Source organism: Streptomyces sp. NPDC042102 (assembly GCF_055582305.1).
Genome location: NZ_JBVJDL010000001.1, coordinates 1,399,004 through 1,418,514, shown reverse-complemented (window position 1 = coordinate 1,418,514; position 19,511 = coordinate 1,399,004). Strand labels below are relative to the sequence as shown.

Annotated in this window: 20 protein-coding genes; 5 read left to right on the top strand and 15 right to left on the bottom strand. The window is 73.2% G+C overall.

Going from position 1 to position 19,511, the window contains the following annotated elements; translation table 11 throughout:
* The first annotated feature begins 49 nt into the window (after positions 1–49).
* On the top strand, positions 50–736 hold the full coding sequence (locus tag ACZ6KO_RS05795) for a GNAT family N-acetyltransferase (RefSeq protein ID WP_469300438.1): 687 nt from the start codon (positions 50–52) through the stop codon (positions 734–736).
* A gap of 93 nt (positions 737–829) precedes the next feature.
* Here ACZ6KO_RS05795 and ACZ6KO_RS05790 read toward each other — a convergent pair whose 3' ends face one another.
* Entirely contained in the window at positions 830–1,867 is a 1,038-nt protein-coding gene (locus ACZ6KO_RS05790; RefSeq protein WP_469300435.1) for a TolB family protein, read from the bottom strand.
* A 275-nt stretch (positions 1,868–2,142) separates the two neighbouring features.
* On the opposite strand from ACZ6KO_RS05790, the gene ACZ6KO_RS05785 reads away from it, so the two are divergent.
* Positions 2,143–3,357 (top strand): alpha/beta hydrolase, encoded by a 1,215-nt coding sequence (locus tag ACZ6KO_RS05785; RefSeq protein ID WP_469300433.1) that lies wholly within the window; start codon positions 2,143–2,145, stop codon positions 3,355–3,357.
* On the opposite strand, the gene ACZ6KO_RS05780 is transcribed toward ACZ6KO_RS05785, so the two are convergent.
* On the bottom strand, positions 3,332–4,810 hold the full coding sequence (locus ACZ6KO_RS05780; RefSeq protein WP_469300430.1) for a carboxylesterase/lipase family protein: 1,479 nt from the start codon (positions 4,808–4,810) through the stop codon (positions 3,332–3,334). The genes ACZ6KO_RS05785 and ACZ6KO_RS05780 overlap by 26 nt on opposite strands.
* 157 nt (positions 4,811–4,967) lie before the next feature.
* Here ACZ6KO_RS05780 and ACZ6KO_RS05775 point away from each other — a divergent pair, with 157 nt between their 5' ends.
* A complete protein-coding gene (locus ACZ6KO_RS05775) occupies positions 4,968–5,288 on the top strand; it encodes a hypothetical protein (RefSeq protein WP_469300428.1) in 321 nt (106 codons plus the stop codon).
* A gap of 114 nt (positions 5,289–5,402) precedes the next feature.
* Positions 5,403–5,684, top strand: coding sequence for a chaplin (locus ACZ6KO_RS05770; protein WP_469300426.1), 282 nt, complete (start codon positions 5,403–5,405; stop codon positions 5,682–5,684).
* 118 nt (positions 5,685–5,802) lie between these two features.
* Here the strand turns inward: ACZ6KO_RS05770 and ACZ6KO_RS05765 are convergent, their stop codons facing one another.
* The 11 genes from ACZ6KO_RS05765 to ACZ6KO_RS05715 all read right to left on the bottom strand — a co-directional run bounded on the left by ACZ6KO_RS05765 (position 5,803) and on the right by ACZ6KO_RS05715 (position 16,538).
* Positions 5,803–6,669: a tyrosinase family protein gene (locus tag ACZ6KO_RS05765; protein WP_469300423.1), complete on the bottom strand. Its 867-nt coding sequence runs from the start codon at positions 6,667–6,669 to the stop codon at positions 5,803–5,805.
* Between the two features lie 30 nt (positions 6,670–6,699).
* Positions 6,700–7,065, bottom strand: coding sequence for a tyrosinase family oxidase copper chaperone (locus ACZ6KO_RS05760; protein ID WP_469300419.1), 366 nt, complete (start codon positions 7,063–7,065; stop codon positions 6,700–6,702).
* A 38-nt stretch (positions 7,066–7,103) separates the two neighbouring features.
* Entirely contained in the window at positions 7,104–7,646 is a 543-nt protein-coding gene (locus ACZ6KO_RS05755; RefSeq protein ID WP_469300418.1) for a GNAT family N-acetyltransferase, read from the bottom strand.
* Positions 7,647–7,822: 176 nt separating this feature from the next.
* Positions 7,823–8,923: an acyl-CoA dehydrogenase family protein gene (locus ACZ6KO_RS05750; RefSeq protein ID WP_469300414.1), complete on the bottom strand. Its 1,101-nt coding sequence runs from the start codon at positions 8,921–8,923 to the stop codon at positions 7,823–7,825.
* Positions 8,920–10,137 carry an acyl-CoA dehydrogenase family protein gene (locus ACZ6KO_RS05745; RefSeq protein ID WP_469300412.1) on the bottom strand — a complete coding sequence of 406 codons (1,218 nt, stop codon included), beginning with the start codon at positions 10,135–10,137 and terminating at the stop codon, positions 8,920–8,922. The genes ACZ6KO_RS05750 and ACZ6KO_RS05745 overlap by 4 nt, the downstream gene beginning before the upstream one ends.
* A complete protein-coding gene (locus tag ACZ6KO_RS05740) occupies positions 10,134–11,102 on the bottom strand; it encodes an NADPH:quinone oxidoreductase family protein (protein WP_469300409.1) in 969 nt (322 codons plus the stop codon). Before ACZ6KO_RS05740 ends, ACZ6KO_RS05745 begins: the two co-directional genes overlap by 4 nt.
* 118 nt (positions 11,103–11,220) lie before the next feature.
* Positions 11,221–13,500, bottom strand: coding sequence for an MMPL family transporter (locus tag ACZ6KO_RS05735; protein WP_469300407.1), 2,280 nt, complete (start codon positions 13,498–13,500; stop codon positions 11,221–11,223).
* Positions 13,501–13,562: 62 nt separating this feature from the next.
* Positions 13,563–14,324 carry a hypothetical protein gene (locus tag ACZ6KO_RS05730; RefSeq protein ID WP_469300405.1) on the bottom strand — a complete coding sequence of 254 codons (762 nt, stop codon included), beginning with the start codon at positions 14,322–14,324 and terminating at the stop codon, positions 13,563–13,565.
* Between the two features lie 8 nt (positions 14,325–14,332).
* Complete coding sequence (locus tag ACZ6KO_RS05725; protein WP_469300403.1) at positions 14,333–15,058, bottom strand: hypothetical protein; 726 nt, start codon at positions 15,056–15,058, stop codon at positions 14,333–14,335.
* Entirely contained in the window at positions 15,055–15,900 is an 846-nt protein-coding gene (locus tag ACZ6KO_RS05720) for a tryptophan 2,3-dioxygenase (protein ID WP_469300401.1), read from the bottom strand. The genes ACZ6KO_RS05725 and ACZ6KO_RS05720 overlap by 4 nt, the downstream gene beginning before the upstream one ends.
* On the bottom strand, positions 15,897–16,538 hold the full coding sequence (locus tag ACZ6KO_RS05715) for a DUF6875 domain-containing protein (RefSeq protein ID WP_469300399.1): 642 nt from the start codon (positions 16,536–16,538) through the stop codon (positions 15,897–15,899). Before ACZ6KO_RS05715 ends, ACZ6KO_RS05720 begins: the two co-directional genes overlap by 4 nt.
* Before the next feature lie 264 nt (positions 16,539–16,802).
* On the opposite strand from ACZ6KO_RS05715, the gene ACZ6KO_RS05710 reads away from it, so the two are divergent.
* Positions 16,803–17,705, top strand: a complete 903-nt coding sequence (locus ACZ6KO_RS05710; RefSeq protein WP_469300395.1) for an SDR family oxidoreductase — start codon at positions 16,803–16,805, stop codon at positions 17,703–17,705.
* 88 nt (positions 17,706–17,793) lie between these two features.
* Here ACZ6KO_RS05710 and ACZ6KO_RS05705 read toward each other — a convergent pair whose 3' ends face one another.
* Both ACZ6KO_RS05705 and ACZ6KO_RS05700 read right to left on the bottom strand, forming a co-directional pair.
* Positions 17,794–18,627: an enoyl-CoA hydratase/isomerase family protein gene (locus ACZ6KO_RS05705; RefSeq protein ID WP_469300394.1), complete on the bottom strand. Its 834-nt coding sequence runs from the start codon at positions 18,625–18,627 to the stop codon at positions 17,794–17,796.
* 107 nt (positions 18,628–18,734) lie between these two features.
* Positions 18,735–19,487: a PIG-L deacetylase family protein gene (locus tag ACZ6KO_RS05700; RefSeq protein WP_469300392.1), complete on the bottom strand. Its 753-nt coding sequence runs from the start codon at positions 19,485–19,487 to the stop codon at positions 18,735–18,737.
* Positions 19,488–19,511: the final 24 nt, after the last annotated feature.

Sequence of the window (19,511 nt, the reverse complement as noted above, 5' to 3'; positions counted from 1 at the left end):
GAGCGCACACTGTGCCACCACCCCACCATCCAGAAGGACCGAAGGCTCCGTGCCCGTACCCGTACTCCTCGCCGGCCGCTCCGTGCGGCTCGAGCCCCTCGCCCCCCACCACACCGAGGCTCTGGCCCTGGCCGGGGCCGAGGATCGTACGACTTACGCCTTCACCCCGGTACCCCACGGGGTGCAGGCGTCACACGAGTACATCGAACGCGCCCTCGCCGATCAGGCGGCGGGCCGGTCGCTCCCGTTCGCGGTCATCAGAGCCAAGGACGGGCGCGTGGTCGGTTCGACCAGGTTCCTGGAACTCGACTACTGGCAGGGTCCGCTGGTCTGGCCCGCCGTGCCCGGGGTGCCGTACGGGGATCCGCTGACGGCGGTCCCGGACGCGGCGGAGATCGGCAACACCTGGCTGTCCCCCAGTGCCCAGGGCACCGGCATCAACACCGAGGCGAAGCTGCTCATGCTCCGCCACGCCTTCGAGACCTGGGGTGTGCGCCGCATCTCGCTGCGCGCGGACGCCCGCAACACCCGCTCCCGGGCCGCGATGGAGCGGCTGGGATTCACCAGCGAAGGGGTCCGCAGGGCCCACTCGCGCGGGCTCGACGGCGCGGTGCGCAGTACGGCCTTCTACTCGATCCTGGACGAGGAGTGGCCGGCGGTGCGCTCGATCATCGAGCTGCGGCTGTCCGCCCGGGCCTCCTCGCGGCGCCGGCGCAAGACGCTGATCCCGGCGTAACGGTCCTGCTGGGCCGCGGGCGGCACCCCGTCCCCGGTCCCCGTCCCCTCTCCCTCGCCCTGCCTGCCCTGCCCCGCCCTGCCCACGGTCTGCTCAGCGCGTCGCGCCGAGCAGGGCGGGGGCCAGGGCGGAGGCCAGCAGCGGGGCCGGGGCGCCGCCCCCGTCCGCCGGTACGGCGTACAGGTCGGCGCCGAAGTCCCCCGGCAGCGCGTACGCGACCGTCGCGCCGTCGGTCCACACCACCTGGTCGTCCACGCTGCGCCGCTCGGCGAGCGGGGTCTCGGCTCCGGTGGCCAGGTCCAGGGCGTGCAGCCGCCAGGGGCTCTCGGCGGGCTGGTCGGGGACACGTTTCTTGAAGACGATCCGGGTGCCGTCGGGCGAGAGGGACGGACACTCCACGTTCTCGCGCAGGGTGGTCACGGTCCGGGCGGCGAGGTCGCCGCGGACGAGGTAGGTCTTGCCGCCGGTGCCGAGGGTGGCGTAGAAGCCGCGCTCGTCGGGGGTGAAGGTGACCCCCCAGAAGTTCACGTCGGCGGCCTTGTACTCCTGGCCGTCCCTGCGGATCGCGAAGTCCTCCAGCGAGGCCTCGAAGGCGCCCGTGCGCAGGTCCAGGACCGAGGTCCGGGTGGAGAAGTCCGTCCCGGCGTACGAGTCCCCGCCGACGAACACCGTCCAGGCCGCGAGGCGGCCGCCCGGCGAGACCCGGGCCCGGGTGGGGATGCCGGCCAGGTCCCGGGCGGAGACCTCCTTCAGGCCCGCGTCGAGCACCACGGCCCGGTAGGCGTCCTGCACACCGCTCCTGGCCGCCTGGAGGCAGATCCCGGTGCCGGCCGCCGCGTGGAAGCGCAGGCAGGTCACCCCGGAGGCGGTACGCGGCCCGTCGGGCCGGCCGGCGGGCACGGTGGCGAGCTCGTCGCGGTGCGGGCCCCAGGCCATGTTGCGGAACACGATGCGCCGCCCGCCGTCGCCGGGGGCCAGGCTCACCCGGCCGCGTTCGACCGTGGGACCGCCCGCCCGTGCCTGGTCCTTCTCCGCCGCGCGGGAGGAGGCGCGGACGACGGCGGCCACGCCCACCCCGGCGAGCAGCACGACGGCGGTGACCAGGATCAGGAGGCGGCGCTGGAAGGTCATGGGTACCTTTCTCTGCCTGGGATTACCCGCGGTAAGCGGGCGGGGCTGCGGCGTGCGGCACCCTACCGACGGCCCCGTGCGAGGGCCAGACCCCGGCACGGAAACAGCCGCGCGACGGTCGCCGGTCGGGCCCGCCCCGGCCGCCCTCCCGGTTGTCCCAAGGCCGTGCCAAGAGAAGGAAAAATGCGGAACTGCGGCGAGCTCCCGTTCATCCTTCGAACGGAAAAGCGTTCATCCGCCCCGCCCGGGGCAGCACCAGCCGGAGACCACCGCACATGTCGTACTCACCTGACGGGCAGTTCCCGCCGTACCGGCCCGACGGCCCGCGCGACGGGCAGCGGCCGCCCGCGTACCAGCAGGGCTACCAGGAGGGGTACCAGCAGGGCTACCGCGAGGGCCTCCAGCAGCGCGAGCACGAGGCCGGCGCGCCGCGCCGCCCCGCCCGGGCGCGCCGCTGGATCATCGCCGGTGTGAGCGTGCTGGCGCTGGGCGGCATAGCCGCCGGCGTGATGACGTACTTCGAGATACCGCCGTTCACCGACAAGGGGTCCTCGGTCTCCTTCGGCAAGGGGAACGGGGGCGGCGGCCAGGCCGGCGGGAACCAGCAGGCGGCCAATTCCAAGATCCTGATGCCCACCGGGCCGGCCGCGGACTTCAAGAACTCGATGACGCTGCCCGACGGCACCCATGTCGCCGTCACCACGCTGACCGGCAAGAAGTCCGGCTTCACGGGCAAGGTATGGGTCTGGGCGCCCAAGGAGTACGAGGACCCGAAGTACGCGAAGAGCGGCTTCCCCGTGCTGATCGCCCTGCCGGGCGGCGCCGGGTACCCGAACAACTACTGGATGGGCACCGACCTCGGCCTCCAGACGAGCATCAGCAAGTGGTACCACGAGGGCAAGAGCAAGCCGTTCATCCTGGTCATGCCGGTGCTCAACCCCCAGCCCGACGACAAGGGCATCTACTGGGACGGCTCCGACATCCCCGGACAGCCCAAGATGGGCACCTGGCTGACCGAGGACGTGCCGGACTTCACCAAGGCCAATTTCCGTACGATCAAGTCGCGTGACGGCTGGGCCTTCATGGGCTCCTCCACCGGTGGGTTCGCGGGCCTCAAGGCCGTCCTGAAGCACCCCGACCAGTTCAAGGCCGTCATCGCCTCGGGCCCGGACATCGTCCCGGACTCCCCGCTGTGGAAGGGCCACGACAAGGAGAAGGCCGAGAACAACCCCGAGGTGCTGGCCAAGCAGCTCATCGACAAGAAGGGGCCGGACGTCTACCTGGCCTTCCAGGTCGGCACGAACGAGAGCAACAAGAAGACCCTCCCGGACGTGCAGAAGTTCATCGCGACCTACGGCAAGGGCCCCGTCCACGCCAGCCTGCGGGTGATCGAGGGCGGCCAGCACAACGCGAAGACCTACGTGCCGAACATGGGCGAGGGCCCGATCCAGTTCATCAGCAAGGTCATGGAAGGACCCGTGTCGGACTAGTCCGCCGCGCGGTACCGCCGGGCTCCGCGCCCGGATCCGCCGTCGCCGGCCCGCCGAAGCTCCTCGGCGCCCCCGCGCCGTCGTAGGGGTCCCAGCCCGGGCTGCCGGTGGCCGCGAAGGCCACCCAGGCCGCGTGCATCTCGTCGGCCAGGGCCTGCGGGGCGCCGGCCCCGGCCAACCAGGCGGACTCCGGGACGGCCAGGGTGTCGAAGACGAAGCCGAGCTCCAGGGCGTGGCAGGCGCCGAGCCCGGGGACCCCGGAGGGCCAGCCGAACTCGTAGAGGTAGGCGGGCGCGGGGCGGCGGGCCGCGGCCAGCCGGTGCAGCGGGTCGCGCAGCAGCGCGTCGGTGAGCAGGTGGCCGGCGAGGTCCCCGGGTCCGGCGGCCGGCCGGGTGGCGCGCAGGGCCCGTACGGCGGCCCGGTCCTTGCCGGCGCGCAGCCGGGCCAGCGTCCCCGCCAGCGGGCCGAGCCGGTCCAGCCACGTCAGGGTGCCCGTGGGGGCGAGCCAGAGCCGGTACTCCTCGGTGGTCCAGCCCAGCAGCAGGGGCACCCCGGCCGACGCCGTGCCCTCGACGAGGGCGTCGAGCGGATCGGCGGGAACCGTGTCCGGATCGGCGACCAGGCCGAAGGCCGCCCCGCCGAGCAGCGCCCCGGAGCGCCGCAGCACCGCGCCCTGGGCGGCGAGCAGCGTGGCCGGGTCGACGGCGGCGAAGGCGCGGGCGGTCGCCTCCACCTTCAGCAGGGACGCCATCCGGCGGACCATGGCCCGCACCCGGTCGCGCTCCAGCAGCTCGGGGGCGCCGCTCTGCAGGACGGCCCGCGCGAAGAGCCCCGCCGCCCGCGGCGCGGCCAGCAGCGAGCCGATGCTGATCGCGCCGGCGGACTCGCCGAAGACGGTGACACGGGCCGGGTCGCCGCCGAAGGCGGTGATGTTGTCGCGCACCCACTCCAGGGCGGCGATCTGGTCCAGCAGGCCCCGGTTGGCGGGGGCGTCGGGGAAGAGCCCGTAGCCGAGGACGCCGAGCCGGTAGTTGACCGAGACCAGGACCACGCCGTCGCGGGCGAAGGCCGCTCCGTCGTAGACGGGGCAGGCGGAGGAGCCCCGGGTCAGGGCGCCGCCGTGGATCCACACCATCACCGGCAGCCCGGCCCCGGGCGCCGGTCGCGGGGTCCAGACGTTCAGGTTCAGGCAGTCGTCACCGGGCACGTCGGGGTCGGGCAGCAGCCCGGCGAAGGGCTCGGGGTAGGGGTTCTTGGGCGCGGTGGGCCCGAAGGCGCCCGCGTCCCGTACGCCGTCCCAGGCCTCGGGCGGCGCGGGCGCGGCGAACCGGAGGGCGCCGACGGGCGGGGCGGCGTACGGGATGCCGCGGAAGACCGCGATCCCGTTCTCGGTCCGGCCCTCGACCACACCGTGCCCGGTGCTCACCCGGGGACGGCCGTCCGCTGCGCCCATCGTGCTCTCCTGCCTGCCGCGCGTCTGCCACCCCATCTATACGGGGCTGCGCGCACGGTCGCACAGCCACCCACGGGTGACAAGGCGTGACCTGGGCGGGGGCGGGGGCGGTTGCACTCCGGACAGCCGCACCCTCCTATCACCGCGCGAGGCATCCATGCGTATCCCCCGTCCTCTGCTCGCCGCCGTCGCTCCCGCCCTGCTGCTGACCGCGGTCGCGGGCACAGCCCGGGCCGCCGGGGCGGACTTCCAGTACATGGGCCAGGACGACCGGGTGCACGCGATCCCGGAGCGGCGGGGCTGCGCGAACACGGTGGAGATGGGTGGCGGGGGGTCGCGGGCGGTGGTCAACCACACCCGGAAGGCGGTACGGCTCTACCGCGACCGGGGGTGCGCGGGCTCGCCGGTGGCGGAGGTGGCGCCGGGCGCCAGCGCGCCGGTGGCACAGCTGTTCCGTTCCGTCGAGTTCCCCGCGTGACGGTTCTCATCACCAAGTAGGCGCAACGCCCGTGACCCCTGGGCCGCCGCCGCGTTGTACGCCATGTCAAATGCCGCAGCCAGTGCGGCACCCCATTCACACGAGGAGATCTTGATGTCGCGTATCGCGAAGGCCGTCGCCGTCACCGCAGCCGCCGGCAGTGTCCTGGCCGCCGGTGCCGGGATGGCCGCCGCCGACGCCGGAGCGCACGGTGCGGCGGTCGGCTCCCCCGGTGTCGCCTCGGGCAACCTCATCCAGGTCCCCGTCCACATCCCGGTGAACCTCTGCGGCAACACCGTCAACGTGATCGCCGCGCTGAACCCGGCGTTCGGCAACGCCTGCGTGAACGCGTCGGATGGCAACGACCACCACACCCAGGGCGGCTACGGCCACTGAGTGCCGCACCGCTGATCGTCTGAGATCGGCCGAGGGCCCCCGCCGGACGGCGGGGGCCCTTCGCCGTCCGTGCCGCCGCCCGCACGCCACCGTACGGCATGTGGGTGGCGCCGGGCGGTCAGGGTTCGTAGCGGTAGACGCCCTGGTGGCCGAGGAGTTCGCGGGGGGTCACGTTCCACGGCGGCATCGGCTCGTCCAGGGCCAGCACCCGGCCGCGCTGGAGGTCACCGAGCGGCAGCGGGCGCGCGGGCAGGTAGCCGACCGCCCGGGGGTGCTTGGCCTGCCAGCGGTCCCAGAGCAGGTCCACGAAGGCGTGGTGCAGCCAGAACGCCGGGTCGTTGGGGGCCGTACCGCCGGTCATGTGCCCGCCGATCCACTGGTGGACCTTGTTGTGGTTGCGCCAGCGCTCGCTGCGCGGCGCGGCCCAGCCCTCCAGCCGGTTGCGGAAGCCGTCGGGGGCGGTGGAGTCCCAGGGGCCGGCGTCGTAGACCGTGGCGTCGAGGGCCCACTGGAGCTCGGCCGCGGTGGGCAGCTTGATCGGGTTGTTCGGGCGGCCGAGGTTGCGGGTGAGGTACGGCGCCTCGGAAACCCCCACGCGTACCGTCCAGTTGCCCTTGTCGTAGGCGAACGGGCCGGTCATCACCTTGCGGTCGGTCGCGCGGCCGGTGCCGCCGAGGAAGTCCTCGGCCCACAGGGAGGAGACGGGGCTGGAGTCGGTGGTCCAGTCCCAGTAGGGGATGGAGACACCGGGATCCAGGGCCCGCAGCTTGCTCTCGAACTCCATGAGGTAGCGCCGGTGCCAGGGGAAGAAGGACGGCGACATGTGACCGACGCGCAGCTTGCTGTCGCGGTCGGGCACGAACCAGCGGTCGTGGGTGCGCACGAACGTGTCGTACGTGCCGTCGCGCTTGAGCTCCAGGACGGCCGCCACGAACCGCTTCTTCTGGGCGGAGGTCAGGTTCTTCTGGTTCTGCCGGGTGTACACGCGGGGCTCTCCTTGCTGCCTCGGTCCGCCTCAGCCGCGGTGGGACGCGGCTGCGTGCGCGGCGAGTTGGGCGGTTCCGAGTTCGTCGACGGCGGCGCGGGCCAGCTCCAGCGGCGTGGCGAAGGACTCGAAGTGGTTGATGCCGCTGAGGTAGCTGCCGTCGGCGCGGCGCATGACGTGCAGGGTCCGCCCGTCGATCCGCACGTCGTCGCGGCCGACGAGGATGTGGCGCCCGCGGTACGTCTCCTCGGCCAGCGGTGCGGGGGCGGTGACCGGACGGGGCCGGCGGGCACGGAGCACGGGGGCGAGAACGGCGGCCGTACCGGCGAGGACGGCCGCCGTGAAGGCCGTGCGCAGCACCGTACGGCGGGTGGGCGGTGCGATGCCTGCGTACATGCGGACTCCCTCGCTCGGTGGGCCGGCGGCTACGGGGTCTAACGCGGCGCGGCGGGCGAGGTCACCTGCTTGTAGAACAAAGTGGTGGGGTGCAGGACGCCGTGGGGGTCGGCGGCGTAGTCGGGGATGACGCCGGCCTCGGTCCAGCCGGCGGCGCGGTAGACGCCCTCGGCGCCGCTGCCGGTCTCGGTGTCCAGGAACAGCAGCAGCACTCCGGCGCCCGCGGCCGCCGCCTCCGCCTCGGCGAGCAGCGCCCGGGCGGTGCCGCGGCCGCGGGCGGCGGGGTGGACCATGAGCTTGCGCAGTTCGGCCCGGTGGCGGCCGTTGGGCTTGGTCTCGCGACTCCAGCTGACGGTGCCGTCGATCCGGCCGTCGGTGTGCGAGACCCACAGGGCCAGGGTGCCGTCCTCGAGGGCGGGCAGCAGACCGTCCCACCAGGCGGCGGCGCCGGCATGGTCGAGGCCTGCGAGGAAGCCGAGGGAGGCGCCGTCGGCGACGATGTCCAGGAGCAGGACCGCGAGTTCGTCACGACGCGTGCGCAGTCCGGCCGCGGTGAGCCGTTCGATGGTGGTGGCCGTCATGGGGCCAGGGTAGGGACCGGAGCGCTCCGCGGTGCCGGCGGGGGAGGTGGCAGCGGGACGTGAAAAGGGGAGCCGGAAAGGGGAGGTGGAAAGGGGAAGTCACCGGCTACGGCCGCCCGGCCGCCCGGCCGTGGCCGTCCCGGGTGGACGGTCACGGCCGGGCCGGGGCGCGGGGGTTACGACCGGGGGGCGGGGAGTTCGGCCAGGTCGGCGACGAGGGTGCGGTGGTGGCCCGCCGTGCCCAGGGCCAGCGAGTCGGCCTTGGCGCGCTTGAGGGCGAGGTGGGCCGGGTGTTCCCAGGTCATGCCGATGCCGCCGTGCAGCTGGACGCACTCCTCGGCGGCGCGGACCGCCACGGTGGAGCAGTAGGCCTGGGCCACGGCGACGGTCAGGGGTGCGTCGGGGGCGCCGGTGGCCAGGGCGTCGGCGGCGGCGCGGGCCGCCGCGCGGGCGGAGGCCACGTCCAGCCAGAGCTGGGCCAGGCGGTGCTTGAGGGCCTGGAAGGAGCCGAGCGGACGGTTGAACTGGCGGCGCTCCTTCAGGTGTTCGACGGTGTCCGTCAGGCACCGGTCGGCGAGCCCCACCTGTTCGGAGGCCAGCAGGCCGGCGCCGGTCAGCAGGGCGCCGGACAGCGCCGCCCGGGCGGCCTGCGGGGGCGCCACCAGGTCGCCGCGGGCCGCGGTCAGCCGTACCTCGGCCAGGGGGCGGGTGAGGTCCAGCGGGACCTGGGGGGTGACGGCGGCGTCGGCGGCCGGGACGGCGTACAGACCGGTGTCGGCGAGGACCAGGAACGTGTCCGCGCCGATGGCGTCGGCGACGAAGGAGACCGCGCCGGTGAGGACGCCGCGCCCCTCGTCGTGGACCGCCGGGGTGAGCGGGCCCGCCAGCGCCGTGGTCAGCGGCAGGGCGGCCACGCAGACCGACCCGGCGCACAGTGCGGCCAGCAGGGCGGCCACCGACGGCCCCTCGCACGCCATCAGGACGTCCGTGGCGATGACCGCGCTGGTCAGGTACGGGAGCCCGGCGACCGACCGGCCCAGCTCCTCCATCACGACCGCCGCCTCGCGGTGGGTCGCGCCCTGGCCGCCGAGCTTCTCGGGGACGAGGAGGCCGGCCGTGCCGATGTCCACGGCCAGGGTGTGCCACAGCGCGGAGTCGTGCGGCTCGCCGGCCTCGGCGCGGGCGAGGGTGGCGGTGTGGCCGGCACGGCCGGCGAGGAGGGACCGTACCGCCGCGCGGAGTTCGTCCTCCGTGTCGGAGTAGAGCAGGTCGGTCATCGGGCCAGGTCCTTCCAGGGCAGGTCCTTGTCGTCGCGCGGCTCGGAGGGCAGCCCGAGGACGCGTTCGGCGACGATGTTGAGGAGGACTTCGCTCGTGCCGCCCTCGATCGAGTTGCCCTTGGCGCGCAGGTAGCGGTAGCCGGCGTCGCGGCCGGTGAAGTCGACCAGTTCGGGGCGGCGCATGGTCCAGTCCTCGTACAACAGGCCCTCGGGGCCGAGGAGTTCCACCTCCAGGGCACTGATCTGCTGGTTGAGGCGGGCGAAGGTGAGCTTCATGCCCGAGCCCTCGGGTCCGGGCTGGCCGGCCGCGAGCTGCTGGCGCAGCCGTTCGGCGGTGAGGCGCGCGACTTCGGCCTCCACCCACAGGGTCAGCAGCCGGTCGTGGAGGTGGTGGGTGCGCAGCTCGGGGCGGCCGCGCCAGGTGGCGGCGACGGAGCCGATCATGCCGCCCTCGCGGGGCTGCCGCATGCCGCCGATGGAGACGCGCTCGTTCATGAGCGTGGTGCGGGCGACCTCCCAGCCCTGGCCGACGGCGCCCAGCCGGTGGCTGTCGGGGATGCGGACGCCGGTGAGGAAGACCTCGTTGAACTCGGCCTCGCCGGTGATCTGGCGCAGCGGCCGGACCTCGACGCCGGGGTCGGTCATGTCGCACAGGAAGTAGGTGATGCCGCGGTGCTTGGGCAGGCCGGGGTCGGTGCGGGCGATGAGGATGCCCCAGCGGGCGGTGTGCGCGCTGGAGGTCCACACCTTCTGGCCGTCGACCACCCAGGTGTCGCCGTCGCGGACGGCCCGGGTGCCGAGGGCCGCGAGGTCGGAGCCGGCGCCGGGTTCGCTGAAGAGCTGGCACCACACCTCCTCCCCCGCCCACAGGGGCGGCAGGAAGCGCCGCTTCTGCTCCTCGGTGCCGTACGCGAGGATCGTCGGCGCCGCCATGCCCAGGCCGATGCCGATGCGGCGCGGGTCGTTGTCGGGGGCGCCCGCGGTCTGGAGTTCGGCGTCGACGGCGGCCTGGAGGGAGCGGGGCGCGCCGAGGCCGCCGAGGCCCTCGGGGTAGTGCACCCAGGCCAGTCCCGCGTCGAAACGGGCCCGCAGGAAGGCGGCGCGGCCGGTGCCGGCGGGCGGGTGGGCGGCCAGGAACCGCCGGGTGCGCGCGCGGAGATCGTCGGCGGTGGGCTCCGGGCCGGGGGTGGTCATCGGGCCGGCGGTGGTCATCGGGCGGCTCCGGTCGGTACGACGACCAGCCGGCCGGTGGTGGTGCCGTCGGCGACGCGCTGGACGGCGTCGGCGGCCGCGGCGAGCGGGACGCGTTCGCTGACGAGGGGGCTGATCGCGCCCTCGGCGGCGAGACGGGTGAGTTCGGCGTGGCAGGCGAGGACGGCAGCCGGTTCCTTGGCGGCGTACAGCCCCCAGTGCAGGCCCACGATGGCGTAGTTCTTCACCAGGGCGTGGTTGAGGGCGGGAGTGGGGACGGTGCCGCTCGCGAAACCGACGACGAGGATCCGGCCCTCGAAGGCGACGCACTTGGCGGAGGCGGTGAAGGCGTCGCCGCCGACCGGGTCGTAGACGACGTCCGCGCCACGGCCGCCGGTGAACTCCTTGACCCGGGCGACCAGGTCCTCGGTGGTGCGGTCGACGACGAGGTCGCAGCCGAGTTCCTCGGCGGTACGGGCCTTGGCCTTGCCGCCGACGACGCCGATGACGGTGGCTCCGGCGGCCTTGCCGAGCTGGACGGCGGCGCTGCCGACGCCGCCGGCGGCCGCGTGGACGAGGAGCGTCTCGCCGGGCTGGATCCGGGCCCGGCGGTGCAGGCCGAACCAGCCGGTCTGGTAGCCGATGTGGAGGGCGGCCGCTTCCGCGTCGTCGAGGGAGTCGGGGGCCGGGAGCAGGGCGGCCGCGGGGGCGGTGACGTACTCGGCGAAACCACCGTGCGGCAGGCTCGGGTTGGCGATCACCCGGCGGCCGTCGGCGGTCTCGCCGCAGATCTCCACGCCGGGGGTGAAGGGCAGCGGGGGGCGGATCTGGTACTGGCCGCGACACAGGAGGGCGTCGGGGAAGTTGACGTTCGCCGCGAGTACCTTGAGCTTCACCTCGCCCTCGCCGGGCTCGGGTTCGGGGACCTCGTCGAGGCGCATGGCCTCCAGGGGCTCGCCGTGGGTATGTACTCGCCATGCCTGCATCCGGGGCCTCCAGCCGCCGTCGAGGAACCACGCTCGGCGGCATACTAAGCGGTCGCTTGCCGATCTGTGAACCGTACGTGCCTCCGGCCCATGCGCCGGCCCCGCGCACGGCGGGTGATCACGGGCTTGGCGTGGTGGCGGGGCCTTCTGCCGGGTGCTGGTGTGGTACCGGTGGCTTGGCGTGCTCAGGCAGGAGCATGTCGGTCGCTCTACGGCGGGACAGGAAGGCGGGGGCCCACCAGTTGGCTTCGCCGGTGAGTCGCATGAGTGAGGGGACGAGAACGCCGCGGACGAGGGTGGCGTCGATGAGGACGGCCAGGGCGAGTCCGGTGCCGAAGATCTTCAGCGGGGTGACGCCGGAGCTGGCGAGTGCGCCCATCATGGTGGCCACGATGAGTGCGGCGGCGGTGACCAGTCGGCCGGTGCGGGCGATTCCGAAGACGATGGACGGGGAGTGCGCGCCGGTCCGGACGTATTCCTCCTTGATCCGCGAGAGAAGGAAGACCTCGTAGTCGACCGACAGGCCGAAGGCGACCACGATGGTCAGCAGCGGCATGGTGACGTCCAGTTGGCCGGTGACGGTGAACTCGCCGACCAGGGTCTGCAGGTTTCCTTCCTGGAAGACGAAGACCATGATGCCCAGGCTGGCCGTGAGGCTGAGCGCGGCGAGCAGCAGTGCCTTCAAGGGGATGAGGACGGAGCGGGTGAAGAGGAAGAGCAGGATCAGCGTGCTGAGACCCGCGATGGTGATCGCGGCAGGCAGCCGGTCGCCGATGGCCTTGAGCGTGTCGACGCGCTGAGCGGGCAGGCCTCCGACGAGGTGGGGCCCGGGTGCGGGTACACGCCGTACGTGCTGTACGAGGTCGCCTGCGCCGGCCGTGTCCAACGAGGAGTGGCCGGTGACGGTCAGCCATGTGATGCCCGGTGCGATGAAGCGCTGACGGCCCGTGGCGGGCGCGGCGGAGGAGGCGCCGGGTGAGAACGTGCCGATGGCCGCCTCCACCCTGGCCACCCCGGGAACATCTGCGAGGCGTTGGGCGTAGCGGCCGAGTTCGGTGCTGTGCGTGAGGGGGTCGGTGGCGGGGAGCAGGACCGCCAGCGTCCGGTCCGCAGGCGCGGGGAAGTCTCGGCGTACGGAGTCACCCGTGGCGTGGGCCTCCAGGTGGGCCGGGAGGGCGCGCTCGTCGGGGAGACCGAACTGGACCTGCCCGAAGGGAATCGTCAGGGCGATGAGCACCGCAGCGCAGGCTCCGCCCAGGAGCAGCGGGCGGGTGACGGCGGCCTGGGCGATGCGCCGCCACGCTGCGCTGTCGGCCGGCCCGCAGGGTGACCGGGACGGCTTCCGCTTGGTCGTCGTGCCGCCGATGCGCTTGCCCAGCAGGGTGAGCAGGGCGGGCATGACGGTCACGGTGGCGAGGGCCGAGAGTACGACGACGGCCAGCCCGGCGCAGGCCATGGAGCGGAGGAACGGCAAGGGGAAGACGAAAATGGCACAGAGCGCGAGGGCGACCGTCGCCGCGGAGAAGAGCACGCTGCGGCCTGCCGTCCGCATGGTGGTGGTGACGGCTTCGGTGACGGTTGCGCCCGAGGCGTGTTCCTCGCGGAAGCGGGTCACCACCAGCAGGGCGTAATCCACCGCGAGCCCGAACCCCAACGCGGTGGTGATATTGGTTGCGAACACGGAAACCGTCATGACGCGGGTCAGCATCCCGAGTACTGCGCCGGTGAGGGTCACGGCGACGACGCCGGCGACGGCCGGCAGCACGGCGGCGGTGGCCGAGCCGAAGGCGAAGAGCAGGATGACGATGGTCAGCGGGGCGGCGATCAGCTCGGCCTGGAGCAGATCCTCGCGGCTCTGCTCGGTCGCTTGGACGCTCGTCCAGGCCGGGCCGCCGGCGGACACCTCCACGTGCCGGACGTTCTGTGTGGCGTGCGGCACGATGCGGGCCGCGGTGGCCGCGGCCTGAGTGTCGTCACCGGACAGATCGATGGTGATCAGGGCGGCGCGGCCGTCCCTGGCGCGCAGTTCGCCGGCCCCGGTGCTCCAGTAGGACTGAGCGCCGGCCACGCCCGGCTCGGCGGCGAGTCGCCGGGTGAGCTCCCGGCCCTCGGCCGCCACCCTGGCGGAGTCGACGTCGCCTCGTACGTGCAGGAGGAGGTCACTCCGGGATACGCCGAAATGCCGGGCCAATGAGCGTTCCACGCGGGAGGATTCCGTGTCGCCGGGAGTGAACCCGCCGGCGGACAGTCCGGTGGAGGCCATGGCCCCGACCGTGGCGAGGATCACCGTGAGCAGGGCCGTGGCACCGAGCAGCCGCCACGGTCTCTTCGCCGCCCAGTGGAGGGGAGAGGTCGGCCGGGTGCTGTCCTGCGTCGGCGTGGCGGTGTTCTGGGGCACGGGAACCCTGTCGTCGGACGGTGCCGGATAGCCGTCTGTGGGGAAAGCCGGGGCTGGTGGAGTCAGCCGGTGCGTCGTCGGCAGACCAGGACGCCCCGTTGTCCGGGGTGGACGCTGTAGCCGATGTCGCGTGTCGTCGTCGACACACCCAGGTCCTCGAGCCGGGTGCGCAGGGGGTCGAGGGTCGGGGAGGGTACGCCGAGGGGGTCTTCCAGCGGACCGACGAGCACCTCGTCGGCAGTGACCCGTACCAGCTCCACAATCGCCTCTTCCTGGTGTGCCGCCTGGGGAAAGGTGAAGAGCAGGAACCCGCACAGGGAGAGTCGGAAGTGCCGATCGCTGAAGGGCAGGTGCGGCAGCGCCGCAGGTACGTAGCGGCGTTCGCCTCCGTGAGCGAGGTAGTCGGCGGCGTAGTCGTTCAAGAACGTGTCGGCGGCGTCCTGCCACCGCTCGAGGTGGCGCTCGGGCGAGCCGGCCCAGGAGAAGTCGAGCTGGTCCGCGATGGCGAGGCCGAAGGCCGCACTCGCCGCGAGGTGATCGCGGACAAGGGGCTCGATGTCCTGCGGTGCCAGGCCGTACACGGGGTCGGCCGAGGTGACGTGCGCTCCGAGCGCCCGGCTCTCGGCGGCGAACGACGAGGCGCCGCCGGGGCAGTCGAGGACCGGCCCGGCGAGAAGGTCGTCGTCGGTCAGACCGAACACCATCCGATACTCGTCGAGCGTGCGCGAGGTCAGCTGTACGCGGCCGTCGATGACGGACTGCGTCGCAGCGGCGACTCGGTCGGCTGCTCCCGGCTCGGTGGGTGCGGCGTGAGTGGAGGACATACGGGTTCCTAGCAGTCGGGGGCCACTGACGGCCCGCTGTTCACAGCGGCAGGTGCAGCCGCGGCCGTCAGACTCCACCCGCCGTTCGCGAACAGATCCCGGGTGAGGGTGACCGCCTCGTCCACGCGGCCGCCGACGAGCAGCCCCAGCCCGTCCGAGCCCGGGAGAACCATGGGCTGCGACAGTGGGCGCGCGCCCATCCATCGGCCCAGGCGCACCAGGTCCGGCCGGGTGATCGCGGCGTATTCCTGGACGGGCCACAAGGCGGCGCTCCAGGTGGCACCCGCGTGGAGGATGAGGGCGAGGGCTTCCAGCGAGCGAGCGGTGGGGGCGACGACGAGCCGCTCCAGGAAGACGAAGCCCGCAGGATCGGACGGCAGTGCCGCGCGCAGCTCCGGTGTGAGGTAGGGGCACCACTGATCGGCTCCGCCGCGGCGCCGCACGAGGCGGACCGAACCGATCGGCACGTCGTCGGCGTGGCAGAGCAGGACCTGAGCCTCTTCGTCCTCCGGCTCCCAGTCGGGTGCGGGAAGGGGGAACCCGAACTCTCGTCGTAGACGAGCCACCTCTGTGCGTTGGCGGCCGGCCCTGTCCGGGGAGTCGTCGGGGCACAGGGATTCGACGGTGAAGGTCCGGCTCCGGTCGCTGTGCCTGGCTTCCAGCCTCATCTTCGGCATATGGGCAGGGGCAGTCGGGATCACGACCCAGCCCTTCTCCTGATCGGTCGGTGTCACAAAAGGCCCCTGGCGCTCCATAGTTCGGGGAAGATCCGGTGCATGCTGGCGCGTCGCAGCCATTCCACTCCGGCGGTTCCGCCGGTCCCGGATTTGGTGCCGATGATCCGCTCCACGGTGAGCAGGTGCAGGGCCCGCCAGCGGCCGAAGCCTTCGGCGACGGCGATGAGGGCCTCGGCGAGTTCGAACATGTCGTCGCCGGGACCGGCCTGGTACACGGCCGCCCAGGACCGTTCCACGGCGTCGTGCGGCACATAGGGCTCAGCGGGATTCCGACCGAGTACGGCCTCCGGAATGGCAGCACCGCGCCGCGCCAGCAACTGCAGAGCGGCGTCGTACACACTCGGTGCGGCCAGGGCCGCCTGGACCTGCGCGTGCACGTGCGGCACCCGGCGGTGCGCCCGGGCCATGGTCGCGTTCTTGTTGCCCAGGACGTACTCGAGCATCCGGTACATGTACGACTGGAAGCCCGACGCCTGGCCCAGATGAGCGCGGAAGGCGTTGAACTCGGTCGGCGCCAGGGTGCTCAGTACGTCCCAGGTACGGGTGAGCAACTCGACCACCCGATGCGCGCGGCGCAGCGTCCACACGCCTTGGGCGATGTCGTCGGCGTCGAGCCGTTCCCGAATGGTGCACAGCTCCACGTAGAGCAGTTTGAACAGGAGCTCCTTGACCTGCCCGAGGATGTAGAACGTCGGTTCGGCAGGAGCGTCGGACAGGGGGTTCTGGAGGGACAGCAGGACATCGATGCTCTGGTAGTCGATGTAGGGGGTGCTGGGGCCGGGAAAGTCCAGGATCGGCCCATCCCCGATGCCGGGCCCACGGGGATCGAGCGCACTCACGCCACACCACCGCGATACGTGCTGCCGGCCGAGGTCGCGGGAACGGAATCGGGGCGGAACCGGGCTCGCGCCCGGGCAAAGCGCTTCTGGAGCAAGGGGTCGGGAACCGCCCCGGCGTCGTACCTGCGGCCGTAGCGCTGATCGTACGCAGTGAAGAACCGGCTGTCCTCGTCCAGAAAGAGCACGTCGTGAACCGCCATATGTCGCAGGGCCAGCATCGGAACGGGAGAGCGCGATGCCCGGAACGAGGGGTTCCGCGCCGCTCTCTCGTCGCACTCCGCGTGAAACTGGCCCAGCATCAGCCCCCGGGACACGAGGGCCGCCTTCACCTGCCGATGCGCCTCGTCGGTCACGGTCAGCCGGTCTGCGGGCAGTCCGGTCAGCACCACCACCAAGGCGTGGAGGGTCCGGTTCCGGGTCGCCCATTGAGTGTTCTCGAAGACGGCGACCATCCGCTTCACCAGGGACACCAACCCCGCAACAGTGATGTGGGGGTCCACCGGCCACGCCTCCAGCCGCAGGCTGTGCGCACGCAGCGCCGGGGTGACGAAGGGGCACACCGCGCCCGGTCGGCCGATCCGCGCGTCCGCGGCGCAGAGATAGTCGGATAACCACTCTCTGGCCTTCTCCAGGCTCATCGCCACCACATTCCTGCCGCTGTACCGGCCGCGCCCTCCGCGGCCCGAAGCTGCAACGCTTGATCGGCAACAGGGTCACTGGCAGGGACGAGCGGATCACCCGAAGGCATGGGTGTGCTGGCGCATCCGGTTGAAGGCCACCTCCTCACCGGCCGACTGAAGCACTCCCACACCACGTACCGGGGCCGTACCCACCCCGGGCCCGTGCGGTGCGTGTCGTGCGCGGGGATGGTGATCTGCGGCCGCGCGCGCTATCGATGGCGCATGTCCATCGAGAACGCACCGCGCGGGCTGCCCGCGCCGCCGCCGCTCGGGGCCGCCGCCCTGCCGCCCGGTACGTACGCGGGGCGGACAGTGCTGGTCACGGGCGGCGGCACCGGGCTGGGCCGGGCCATCGCGGCCGAGTTCGCCCGGCTCGGGGCCGATCTGGTGATCGCGGGCCGCCGGGCCGAGCGGCTGGTGGCGGCGCGCGAGGAGCTGGCGGCCGTACCCGGCGCCGGCCGCGTCACGGCCGCCGTCTGCGACATCCGGGACCCCGAGCGGGTGGCGGACGTCTTCGACGCGGCGCAGGAGACGTACGGGCTGCCGGACGTCCTCGTCAACAACGCGGCCGCCAACTTCCCCAGCCCCGCCGAGGACCTCTCCCCGGGCGCCTGGCGGGCGGTCGTCGACATCACGCTCACCGGGACCTGGTTCATGACCCGCGAGTTCGGCCGCCGCCACCTGGCGGCCGGCACGCCGGGGTCGATCGTCAACGTCGGCGCCTCCTACGCCTGGACGGGCGGCCCCGGCTTCGCGCACAGCGCGGCGGCCAAGGCCGGGGTGAAGAACCTGGTGGAGACGCTGGCCGTGGAGTGGGGTCCGTACGGCATCCAGGTCAACGGGCTGGTACCGGGGCTGGTACCGCACGCCGACATGAGCGACGACATCCGCGCGGGGCTCCAGCGGGCCGCGCCCGGCGGCGAGGACGCGCGCCAGCCCGCGCTGCGGGTGGGGCGGCCGCGGGAGCTGGGCTGGGCGGCCACCTTCCTGGCCTCCCCCTACGCCCGCTTCATCACCGGGCACACGCTCGTGGTGGACGGGGCGAACTGGCAGCGCAGGGCCCTGGTGAACCCGGACGTGGTGCCGGTGCGGGAGCAGCTCGGGCGGCCGCCCTTCACTCCGTGAGCCGGGCCCGGTGCCAAGGGCGGCCGCACCGCCCGGCCCCGGCGGTCGCACACAGCCCGCCGACCGCGCCCCGGCCCGGCCGTCGCGCTCAGTCTCCCGTGAAGCGGGGCGGCCGGCGGGCCGCCGAGGCGCCGTAGCCCTCGCGGCAGTCCTCGGAGGTGAGGGTGAGCGCGGCGGTCATCGCCGCCCGGTCCAGCGCGGCCGGGAGCGCCGCGTCGGCGTACGCGTCGACCGCGCGCTTGATGCCCTGGACGGCCAGCGGGGCGTTGTCGGCGATCTCCTCGGCCAGCGCGCGGGCGGTGGCGTCCAGGTCGCCGGGCGCGGTCACGAGCTGGACCAGGTGCAGTCGTTCGGCGGTGGCGGCGTCGATCCGGCGGCCGGTCAGCGCGAGGTACTTGGCCCAGCCCGCCCCCGCCTCCCGGGCGATCCGCAGATCGCCGCCCGCGTCGACGGCCACGCCGAGCCGGGCCTCGGGCAGCGCGAACACAGCGTCGGAGGCGGCCACCCGGACGTCGGCCATCAGCGCCAGTTCGAAGCCGAAGCCGAGGCAGTAGCCCTGCACGGCGGCGACCACGGGCTGGGGCAGCCGGGCCAGGACGGCGAAGCGTTCGTGGACCCACCGGATGCCCTCGTAGTAGTTGCGCGTGCGCCGGGCGGCCGAGGTCCCGGCGATCGCGCCGCCGGGCGCGCTCACGTCGATGCCCGCGCAGAAGGCCCGGCCCTCGGCCCGCAGCAGGACGGCCCGTACCGAATCGTCGAAGCGGATCCGGTCGGCGAGCAGGCCGAGCTGCCGGGTCGACTCCCAGCTCCAGCCGTTGAGCTTGTCCGGGCGGCAGAGGGTGAGGACCGCGAGGCCGTCCGCGACGTCGAGCCGGATCCGCTCCTCACCCTCCGCGATCTCCGTGGACACGGTGTCGATCAAGCCCGGACCCCCTTCGCGCACACCTATAATTGACGATGCGTCAGATTACGGAGGCGGGGGCGTACGGGGAAGACCCGGGTCGCCGCGGAAGGAACTGTGGTGGGCGCCTACCGGGAGAAGACCTCGAACGCCACCGCCGGGCGGCCGCCGAACCGGTCCGCGAGTCGTTCGGCGTTGCCGGTGAGGAAGGTGCGGACGTACGTCTCCGGGTCCTCGTCGGTGAGGGCCTCGATGTACGCACGGTGCTCCAGCAGGGACGCCACCGACCGTTCGAGGCCGGGTCCCGCGTCGGCGGCGTGGGTGGGCGTGTTCGATCCGGCCACGGCCACCCAGCGGACGCCGTTCCAGGGCTCCAGGCCCTGCTCGGAGATCAGTTCGGGGAAGATCCAGCGGTTGCCGGCGTCGGCGGCCGCGTCCAGCGTGGCCCGGCCGACGGCGCGGTGGTCGGGGGTGTTCCAGTACCCGCCCGGGCCGGTGCCCCAGGTGTCGCGGTGGTTGAGGGTGAGCACGAGCTCGGGGCGGTGCCGCCGGATCGCCGCCGCGATGTCCCGGCGCAGGTCCAGGCCGTACTCGATGGTGCCGTCCCGGTGGTCGAGGAACTCCACCTCCGACACGCCGACGACCGCCGCACTGGCCCGCTGCTCGGCCTCGCGCAGCGGGGCGCACTCGGCGGGGGCGACGCCGTCGATGCCGGCCTCCCCGCGCGTGGCGAGCACGTAGACGACCTCACGGCCGCCGTCCGTCCAGTCCGCGACGGCCGCGGCACAGCCGTACTCCAGGTCGTCGGGGTGGGCGACGACGGCGAGGGCGCGCTGCCAGTCGGTGGGCATGGGCTCCAGTTGATCAAGATGCTGAGTCATGTTCCGCACGATAGGCGAGGGGTG